A 9,461-nucleotide genomic window follows, 5' to 3' on the forward strand; every position below is an offset into this window, starting at 1 on the left:
CGGGCCGTGTATCTGCATGTCCGCGGGCGGGCGCGGCGGCGGCTTTGGAGCGGTCTTCGGCGGGGGACGGCGGCCATTGAAGCGCTGCAGCTTGGCCTCGGCGGGCAGTACCCGCGACCACAGGCGCCACTGGTTCTGCGAGGCCGTGCGCACGAAGTCGGCGCGCTCCTCCGCCGGCACCTGCGACACGGCGGCACGCAAGGTGCGGATGGTGGTGACGATGTAGCCGATGGCCACGTCTTCCATGAACTTGTGCCGGAAGTACGACACCGTCACCAGCGTGGCCGCCTGCGTCAGCAGGACCGAACCCAGGATCAGCAGGATCAGCCTTGCCCGCAGCGACCGCGGCACCAGGAAACCAGGGGAAAAGCGCATCAGGGCGAGAACCGGTAACCGATGCCCCAGACGGTCTGGATCCAGCGCGGCTGCTTGGGATCTTCTTCGATGACCCGGCGCAGCCGCAGGATGGCGATGTCGATGGCGCGGTCATTGCGCTCGCCGGCGTCGTCGTCGCGCGCCAGCGCCAGCAGGCGTTCGCGCGACAGCGGCTTGCCGGCGTTGCGCACCAGCGCTTCCAGCAGATTGATCTCGCCGCCGGTCAGCTTGACCACCGTACCCTCGCGCGCGAGCTGGCGGGTGGAGGGGTCGAACACGAAGGGGCCGAATGAAACCGGCGCGTCCTTGGTCAGCGCCGACGGGCCGCGCTTGCGGCGCAGCACGGCCTCGATGCGGGCCAGCAGTTCGCGCGGGTCGAAGGGCTTGCCGACGTAGTCGTCGGCGCCGGCCTCCAGGCCGATGATGCGGTCCACCGCCTCGTCGCGCGCGGTCAGCAGGATGACGGGGATGTCCTCGCCCTGCTCGCGCAGGCGGCGGCAGGCGTCCGCGCCATCGCCGCCGGGCAGCATGCGGTCCAGCACCAGCAGATCGGGCGCGTAGCGGGTGATGCGCGACGACAGGTCGGTGGCGTCCGGCGCCAGCAGGGTGTCGTAGCCGTGCCGGTTCAGGTAATCGGCCAGCAATTGCCGTAAGGCCGGATCGTCGTCGACGACCAGCAACTTGGTGTGGGGATTGTCCATGGATGCCATAGTGCGGCCCGGCGCGTCCCGCCGCAAGAGGCGGGAAATCAACTGAAATATACCTGTTGCACGATGTTGGGCATGTTTTCCAGCGCTTTCCCGCCATGACGCCGCGCCGGTTCGGACTGGACCTAAAATGGAATCCGGCCTGCCTTCTGTCCGCTTTGCTAAAAAACGTTTACAGGCAAGGCGGTGCCCCCTTTTTACACTGTCTCTATGATCGCCCCTGCATTCATCTGGCGAAACCGGCTGTTGCGCGCCGCGCTGGCGGCGGCATTGGCCTGCCCGCTCGCCCCGGCCCTGGGCGATCCGCTGGCTGCCTCCCCTTATATGCCGCCCCCGCCTTCGGCGCGCGGCATAGGGGTACTGTCCACGGTTCAGCCCATCCCCGTGCGCCCCGCCGCGTCCATGGAGTCGCGCGCGGTGCCGCTCGATCCGTCCCCTTGCGACATGCAAACCATGGAACCGGCCCTGGACACCAGCGTGCGCGGCGCGGCCGACGCGGACCTGATTCCGGGCACCGGTCTGGGGCTGAGCGGAGACGCCCAACCTGCCCCGGTTCCCCTGGATTGCGGCGTACTCGCCACGCCCGAGGAACCCACGCCGGACTACTCCTTCGTCCTTCAGGATGGAGATCTGCCGCGCGTGCCCGTGGTCATGATTTCCGGCGTGTCGCGCGCTTCCCGCCCGTGGTTCGCCTCCGCCAGCAGCCAGGATGGCCTGCGCTACGGCGGCAACCGCAATTGGGTCTACCGCAACGCCTCGGGTCCGTCCGTCGCGGTCGGCAACATCGACGCCAGAGCGCCCGCCTGGGGCAGCAGCGCGCCGGTGGGCGGACTGCAGATAGGCAACTGGGCCGGGTCCGGCGCCACGGTTCCGGAAGGCAGCTTCGGCTATTCGTCGTCGCTGGGCCGGCTCAACCGCATGGACCCGGCAGCCAATTCCGGCGCGGTGGACTACGGCGACACGGTAGGCAGCGGCAGCGTGCGCTACGGGCTCACGCCCGCGCTGACCGTGGAGGGGCAGATGCAGAGCGCGCCCTCGCTCACGACGCGCGGCATGGGCACCACCTACGCGGCGGGCGAGTACGGCACCTTCCGCGCGGGGGCCACGCAAAGCTCGTTCGACGCGGCCAACGCCTGGCGCTACCGCTTCGACTACAACGTGGCCGTGGCCGATAGCGTGAACCTGGGCTATACCAATGAGCAGGTCGGCGCGGGCTATGGCGACCTGTCCAGCTACGCTGGCGGCGCAGCCTCGGCGGCGCACACCCGCAACACCGTGTCGGCGGGCGTCCCCATCACCGGCTGGGGCGTGCTCAGCGGCACCTATTCGGGCCTGCGCGAGGGCTCCGAGCTGGCCGAGCAGCGCGTGGGCCTGTCCCACAGCATGTTCGTGGCGCCCAAGGTCAAGCTGGCGGTGGGCGCGGACCGCGACATTATTTCCGGCAACTACGAATGGCGCGCCAACCTGAGCATGCCGGTGGACACCTTCATGCGCGGCACCTGGCTGAGCTGGTAGGCAGGCCGCGGCAGAGACAGAAATCTCCCTCTGGAAAGGGTCCGCCGGAATTGCGGCTTAAAATCCCTGCCATGATGCTCCCGGCCTACCCCCATGTCTGACGCGCGCGCCCTCGGCGTGTTGCAGCGCGTTTTCGGTTACGAATCCTTCCGCGGCGACCAGCAAGCCATTGTCGAACAAGTGATCGACGGCGGCGACGCGCTGGTCCTCATGCCTACCGGCGGCGGCAAGTCGCTCTGTTACCAGATCCCCTCGCTGGTCCGCGAAGGCACCGGCATCGTCGTGTCGCCGCTGATCGCGCTGATGCAGGATCAGGTCGACGCCCTGACCGAACTGGGCGTGCGCGCGGCCTTCCTGAACTCCACCCAGGAATGGCGGGTCGCCCGCGACGTCGAACAGGCCTTCCTGGCCGGCGAGCTGGACCTGCTGTACGTGGCGCCCGAACGCCTGCTGACCGACCGCTGCCTGCAACTGCTGGAACGCGGCCGCATCGCGCTGTTCGCCATCGACGAGGCCCACTGCGTGTCCCAATGGGGTCACGACTTCCGTCCCGAATACCTGGGCCTGTCGATGCTGCACGAGCGCTGGCCCGACGTGCCGCGCATCGCGCTCACCGCCACCGCCACCGCCGACACGCGCAGCGAGATCGCCCAGCGCCTGTCGCTGGACGACGCGCGCCACTTCGTTTCCAGCTTCGACCGCCCCAACATCCGCTACCGCATCATCGAAAAGAACGAGGTGCGCAAGCAGTTGCTGGACATGATCCAGACCGATCACGAGGGCGAATCCGGCGTGGTCTACTGCCTGTCGCGGGCCCGCGTCGAAGAAACCGCTGAGTTCCTGTGCAACCAGGGCATCGACGCGATGCCCTATCACGCGGGCCTCAGCGCTCAGGTGCGCGCCGCCAACCAGTCGCGCTTCCTGCGCGAGGACGCCGTGGTCATGGTGGCCACCATCGCCTTCGGCATGGGCATCGACAAGCCCGACGTACGCTTCGTGGCGCACATCGACCTGCCCAAGTCCGTGGAAGGCTATTACCAGGAAACCGGCCGCGCCGGCCGCGACGGCCTGCCCGCCACGGCCTGGCTGGCCTATGGTTTGCAAGACGTGGTGCAGCAGCGCCGCATGATCGACGAGTCGCCCGGCGACGAGTCCTACCGCAGGCGCCTGGGCCAGCAGCTGGACGCCATGCTGGGACTGTGCGAAACGGTGGAATGCCGGCGCGTGCGCCTGCTGGCCTACTTCGGCCAGCAGATCACGGCCTGCGGCAATTGCGACGTCTGCCTGGAACCGCCCCAGGCCTGGGACGGCACCGTGGCCGCACAGAAGGTGCTGTCCGCCGTCTACCGCCTGTGGAAAGAACGCGGCCAGCGCTATGGCGCCGGGCACATCATCGACATCCTGCGCGGCAAGGTCACCGACCGCACCAAGCAGCACGGCCACGAAACGCTGAGCGTGTTCGGCGTGGGTGCGGACCTGAGCGACACCGCCTGGCGCGGCGTGCTGCGCCAATTGCTGGCGCAAGGCCTGCTGACGGTGGACCACGAAGGCTATGGCACCCTGGCCCTGACCGAAGGCAGCCGGGCCGTGCTCAAGGGCGAACGGCAGTTGATGCTGCGCCGGGAATCCGAAAAGAAACCGCGTTCGGGCAAGACCGGCAGCGGCCGCCCCAAGGCGGCGGCCATCGACCTGCCGACCGAACTGCAGCCCGTATTCGAGGCCTTGCGCGCCTGGCGCGGCGAAGTGGCCAAGAGCCACGGCGTGCCGGCCTACGTCATCTTCCACGACGCCACGCTGCGGGAAATCGCGCTGGCCCAGCCCGAATCGATGGACGACCTGAGCCACATCAGCGGCGTCGGCGCCCGCAAGCTGGAAGCCTACGGCGAAGAAATCCTGCAGCGCGTGGCCAGGCCGGTCTTGTGATGCCGGCCCCGGCCAGGTTGCCTGGCCGGATCAGCCTGGCGGTGGCAACAGCGGCACCGGCGCGCGCTCCTTGCCGAACACCGAGCGGTAGGCCAGGATGTTGAATACCAGCACCACCGGAATGCCCACCACCGCACCGGCCAGCACCAGGCGCATCGAGCCCAGCGCGCCCGCACCGTCCCACAGCGTCATGTCGTCCAGGATCAGGTAGGGAAACAGGCTGTAGGCCAGGCCGCTGAGCATCAGCAGGAACAGGGCCACGCACAGCACGAACGGCAGCCAGCTGAAGCGGTCGGCCTTCCCGGGCAGCCGCGCCAGCACCATTTCGGCAGCCACGAAGCCCGCCAGCATCAGCACCCAGACCGTCGCCGCCAGGCTGAGGTGGGCGATGTTGCTCCACTTGTAAAAGATGCCGGCGTTGGCCAGGCCCAGCGTGACCGCGATCGCCACCATGCCCACCGCCGTCCAGCGGATGGCATGGCGGGCCCAGTTGGCGGCGCGGCGCTGCAAGTCGCCGTCCACCCGCATGACCAGCCAGGACGCGCCCAGCAGCACGTAGGCCGCTACCGCGCACAAGCCCACGAACATGGAGAACCAGCCGTAGCCGGCATCGGACTGGTAGCCGGTCGCGATGCGGCCCAGCAGCATGCCCTGGCCGAAGGCGGCGATCAGCGACCCCGCCCAGAAGCCGAAGATCCAGCGCGGCTTCATGTCGTTGCGCGCGCGGATGCGGAATTCGAACGAAACGCTGCGCAGCAGCACGCCCAGCACCATGCAGGTGAGCGGCCCGTAGAGCTTGCCCAGCACCGCGCCCCAGGCGAACGGGAACGCCGCCGCGAACAGGCCCATGCCCAGCAGCAGCCAGAATTCGTTGGCGTCGCGCCATGGGCTGAGCAGGCTCATCATGCGGCCGCGCTCGTGCTCCGGCGCCAGTTGCAGCAGGATGCCCACGCCCAGGTCGAAGCCGTCCAGCACCATGCCCGCGGCGATCACCACGAACAGCAGGGCCATGAAGGCCAGCGGCATCCAGAACGAGGGATCATCGGGGTTCAGGCCTTGGGAGGCGGCCAGCATGGCGATCATGGCGTACCCCCGCCCAGTTTGCGCACAGGCACGACGCCGTAGCGCGCCGCGTGGAACAGCATGCCGACAAACGCCGCGAGCAGCAGCAGGTACAGCACGCCATAGCCGATCAAGCCATAGAGCACAGTGCTGGAGGCCACAATGCCCAGCACTTCGGATTGCGTGATGGTGCCGTTCACCGCGAACGGCTGCAGACCCAGGATGGATACCCACCATCCGGCCACGACGGCAATGGCGCCGGAGAACATCATGCCGCACAGGACCCGCTGCCACCACTGCGGCAGCGTGGACGGATCCAGCCCGCGCCGGAACGTCCACAGGAAGGTCACGCAGGCCACGGCCAGCATCAGCAGGCCCAGTCCGGCCGCCACGCGCAGCGACCAGAAGGTCAGCGCGACCGGCGGCAGCATGCCCGAATACTTGTCCAGGCCGCGGTAAGTGCCGTCCTGGTTGCGGTGCAGCCACATCCCGCCTGTGTTGCGCAGGGTCAGGTCGGCCACGTTCTCATGGGCTCGCGCGTCGGGCCAGGCAAACAGCACCAGCTGAGGCTCCGCCCCGCTTTCCCAGTAGCCTGCAGCAGCGGCGGCCTTGGCCGGCTGCAGCTTGGCGATCATCTGTCCGGCGCCGGTCGCGACCGGCAGCTGCATGAAGGCTGCCACCACGGCGACCACCAGGGCGGTCTTGAACGTATTGCGCTCGCCGTCGCCCAACGGGCGCCGCAAGGCCTGCAGCGCAGTCACCCCCATCATCAGGAACGAGGCAGCCAGGGCCGCGCCCACCATCACCACCGCCATGCGCCAGCCCACGGACGGATTCAGCACCACGGCCATCCAGTCGTAGACCTGGTAGCGGCCGTCGACCAGCAGCGCGCCGTCCGGCGTCTGCATCCAGGATTGCAGCGCCAGCACCCAGAACACCGCCACCAGTTGGCCCACCGCCACCATCAGCACGGCCAGCGTATGGGCGCCATCCGACACGCGGCGCTGGCCGAACAGCATGACACCCAGGAAACAGGACTTGAGGATGAAAACCGAGAGAATGCCGTAGCCCAGCAAGGGACCGGCCACGTTGCCGATCTTGTCCATCAGGCCCGCCCACAGGCTGCCCAGCTGGATCAGCACCGGCACGCTGGCCGCCAGTGTCAGCACGAAGGCGAGCGCGAAGATCCGCACCCAGAAGCGATACGCGGCGGTCCACCCGCCATGGCCGGACCAGCGCGCCCTGATCTTGAAAAACAGCAACACCCAGGCGAGCGCCAGGGAGAAGGCCAGGAAAAACGCCAGGAAGCTCAGGCTGGCCACGAACTGCGCGCGGGCCAGGGATAACGTGGATATGTCCATGATGGCCCGTAGTGTAGAGCCAGTTACATCACTGTGGGGACAGTTTGAAACCGGTTGCACCGGCCGCGAAAAGGCCTCTCCTGCGGAACGTGGCAAAATTGACTCTTTGTCGCTGCTTTTTCCTATTCTTTCAAGAATGACCTCCGCCACGACGCCGACCCCTGCCGCATCAAATTTCCTGCTCAACATCGTTCAAGACGACCTCGAAGCCCAGCGCTTCGCAGGCAAGCGTTGGGCGGGCAAGCCTGGCCCGGCGGCCTTGCAACAGCAGGGCGGAATGGATCCGGCCCGCATCCGCACGCGCTTCCCGCCGGAGCCCAATGGCTACCTGCACCTGGGCCACGCCAAGAGCATCTGCGTGAACTTCGGGCTGGCCCGCGACTTCGGCGGCGTCTGCCACCTGCGCTTCGACGACACCAATCCGGAAAAAGAAGACCAGGAATACGTCGACGCCATCATCGAGGCCGTGCACTGGCTGGGCTTCGACTGGAAGGCCGATGGCAATGACAACCTGTACTTCGCCAGCGACTATTTCGGCTACATGTACGAGTTCGCCGAGGCGCTGGTCGAGGCCGGCCACGCCTACGTGGACGAGCAAAGCCCCGAAGAGATCCGCGCCAACCGCGGCACGCTGACCGAACCCGGCACCGACTCGCCCTGGCGCAACCGCCCGGCCGCCGAGTCGCTGACGCTGCTGCGCGAAATGCGCGACGGCAAGCATCCGGACGGCAGCCTGGTGCTGCGCGCGAAGATCAACATGGCTTCGCCCAACATCAACCTGCGCGACCCGGTCATGTACCGCGTGCGCCACGCCCACCATCACCGCACCGGCGACCAGTGGTGCATCTACCCGATGTACAGCTGGGCGCACCCGGTCGAAGACGCGCTCGAAGGCATCACGCACAGCGTTTGCACGCTGGAGTTCGAAGACCAGCGCCCCTTCTACGACTGGATCCTGGCGCGCCTGGCCGAACTCGGCAAACTGGCGCAGCCGCTGCCGCACCAATACGAATTCGCCCGCCTGAACGTGAGCTATGTCGTCACCAGCAAGCGCAAGCTGCTGCAACTGGTGCGCGAAGGCCACGTGGACGGCTGGGACGACCCCCGCATGCCGACCCTCTTCGGCCTGCGCCGGCGCGGCTACACGCCTGCGTCGATCCGCCTGTTCTGCGACCGCACCGCCGTGTCCAAGTCCGATTCCCGCATCGACTACAGCCTGCTCGAGCAGGCGGTGCGCGACGACCTGGACCCGATCGCGCCGCGCTCGGTGGCCGTGCTGGATCCGATCAAGCTGGTCATCACCAACTACCCGGAAGGCCAGACCGAGATCTGCACCGCGCCGCGCAACCCGCACGATCCCGAAGCCGGCGTGCGCGAGTTCCCGCTATCGCGCGAGCTCTGGATCGAGCGCGACGACTTCCGCGAAGAGGCGCCCAAGAAGTACTTCCGCCTGTTCCCCGGCAACACCGTGCGCCTGAAGTACGGCTACGTGGTGCGCTGCACCGGCTTCACCAAGAACGAGGCCGGCGAGGTCGTCGAGGTCCAGGCCGAGTACCTGCCCGAAACCAGGAGCGGCACGCCGGGCGCCGACAGCGTCAAGGTCAAGGGCAATATCACCTGGGTCAGCGCGGCCCACGCGGTGCCTGCCCAGATCCACCTGTACGACCGCCTGTTCGCCGACGCGCGTCCCGACGGTGGCGACAAAGACTTCCTGGCCTGCCTGAACCCGAATTCCAAGCTGACCGTCACGGGCTGGCTGGAGCCGGGCACCGTCGCCACGCCGGGTGCCACCTGGCAGTTCGAGCGCCTGGGCTACTTCACCGCCGACCTGAAGGAATCCACTGCCGAAGCGCCTGTGCTCAACCGCATCGTGACCCTGCGCGATTCCTGGGTGCAAGGCTGACGCGCCTGGCGCGCGCATTGCAGGGAAAAGGCGTCGAAAGGCGCCTTTTTCTTTGGATCCGCCTCCTGCGCATGCCGCCCCTGGGCGGGTTATCATCCCCCGAACCCCGCAGCCGGTCGAGCCCGCCGTTTCCCGGCCCCAAGACCGCCAGCCACAATCAAGATGAACACTGAATCCCTAGCCCTGGACTTCAAAAGCGCCACCCTTTATGCCATCCGGGTGGTCCTGCACAGCGCCGACCCTGAACGCCTGAACGCCGCCCTGGCCAAGCGCATGGCCGATGCCGGCAGCTTCTTCGAAAACGAACCCGTGGTCGTCGACGCCAGCCGCGTCGAGGAAAAAATCGATTGGACCGCCCTGGTGGCGGCATTGCGCGGCCATAACCTGCCTCCCATCGGCGTGGTTGCCGAAGGCGCCAACCTGGAAGCCGCGCGCGCAGCCGGCCTGACCCCGGTGGAACTGTCCACGCCCGCGGTCCGGCCCGCGCCGGTGATCGACACTGCGCCGCCCAATGATGTCTCCACCCCGGTGCCCTCGGTGCCTGCCGCCGCGATTGAAACCGCGCCCGCGCCCACTGAGGTCTCCACCGAGGCTGCCGTCGAGCCGGAAGCGGCC

At 67.8% G+C, this 9,461-nt stretch carries 6 protein-coding genes and 2 pseudogenes; 4 read left to right on the forward strand and 4 right to left on the reverse strand.

The window, feature by feature from the left end; all coding sequences use genetic code 11:
• Positions 1 to 375 (reverse strand): annotated as a pseudogene (locus VIR09_RS25225) (ATPase); the annotation flags it as partial.
• A complete protein-coding gene (locus VIR09_RS25230; RefSeq protein ID WP_332015335.1) occupies positions 375 to 1,076 on the reverse strand; it encodes a response regulator in 702 nt (233 codons plus the stop codon). The gene VIR09_RS25230 and the pseudogene VIR09_RS25225, both read right to left, overlap by 1 nt.
• Positions 1,077 to 1,292: 216 nt before the next feature.
• Here VIR09_RS25230 and VIR09_RS25235 point away from each other — a divergent pair, with 216 nt between their 5' ends.
• Positions 1,293 to 2,597 (forward strand): fimbrial protein, encoded by a 1,305-nt coding sequence (locus VIR09_RS25235; RefSeq protein ID WP_332015336.1) that lies wholly within the window; start codon positions 1,293 to 1,295, stop codon positions 2,595 to 2,597.
• 93 nt (positions 2,598 to 2,690) lie between these two features.
• Complete coding sequence (recQ, locus tag VIR09_RS25240; protein WP_332015337.1) at positions 2,691 to 4,520, forward strand: DNA helicase RecQ; 1,830 nt, start codon at positions 2,691 to 2,693, stop codon at positions 4,518 to 4,520.
• 30 nt (positions 4,521 to 4,550) lie between these two features.
• On the opposite strand, the gene VIR09_RS25245 is transcribed toward recQ, so the two are convergent.
• Both VIR09_RS25245 and VIR09_RS25250 read right to left on the reverse strand, forming a co-directional pair.
• Complete coding sequence (locus VIR09_RS25245) at positions 4,551 to 5,603, reverse strand: cytochrome d ubiquinol oxidase subunit II (protein WP_332015338.1); 1,053 nt, start codon at positions 5,601 to 5,603, stop codon at positions 4,551 to 4,553.
• Positions 5,600 to 6,943, reverse strand: coding sequence for a cytochrome ubiquinol oxidase subunit I (locus VIR09_RS25250; RefSeq protein WP_332015339.1), 1,344 nt, complete (start codon positions 6,941 to 6,943; stop codon positions 5,600 to 5,602). Before VIR09_RS25250 ends, VIR09_RS25245 begins: the two co-directional genes overlap by 4 nt.
• 136 nt (positions 6,944 to 7,079) lie before the next feature.
• On the opposite strand from VIR09_RS25250, the gene VIR09_RS25255 reads away from it, so the two are divergent.
• Together VIR09_RS25255 and minC are read left to right on the forward strand one after the other, a co-directional pair.
• Entirely contained in the window at positions 7,080 to 8,846 is a 1,767-nt protein-coding gene (locus VIR09_RS25255; protein WP_332015340.1) for a glutamine--tRNA ligase/YqeY domain fusion protein, read from the forward strand.
• Positions 8,847 to 9,008: 162 nt separating this feature from the next.
• Positions 9,009 to 9,461 (forward strand): annotated as a pseudogene (gene minC, locus VIR09_RS25260) (septum site-determining protein MinC); the annotation flags it as partial.

Origin of the sequence: Achromobacter sp. (assembly GCF_036567245.1) — a bacterium.
Taxonomy (GTDB): Bacteria; Pseudomonadota; Gammaproteobacteria; order Burkholderiales; family Burkholderiaceae_B; genus Achromobacter.

Coding starts and splice junctions, on each gene's coding strand:
- VIR09_RS25230 (WP_332015335.1), bottom strand. CDS start 1,076: ATGGACAATCCCCACACCAAGTTGCTGGTCGTCGACGACGATCCGGCC.
- VIR09_RS25235 (WP_332015336.1), top strand. CDS start 1,293: ATGATCGCCCCTGCATTCATCTGGCGAAACCGGCTGTTGCGCGCCGCG.
- recQ (WP_332015337.1), top strand. CDS start 2,691: ATGTCTGACGCGCGCGCCCTCGGCGTGTTGCAGCGCGTTTTCGGTTAC.
- VIR09_RS25245 (WP_332015338.1), bottom strand. CDS start 5,603: ATGATCGCCATGCTGGCCGCCTCCCAAGGCCTGAACCCCGATGATCCC.
- VIR09_RS25250 (WP_332015339.1), bottom strand. CDS start 6,943: ATGGACATATCCACGTTATCCCTGGCCCGCGCGCAGTTCGTGGCCAGC.
- VIR09_RS25255 (WP_332015340.1), top strand. CDS start 7,080: ATGACCTCCGCCACGACGCCGACCCCTGCCGCATCAAATTTCCTGCTC.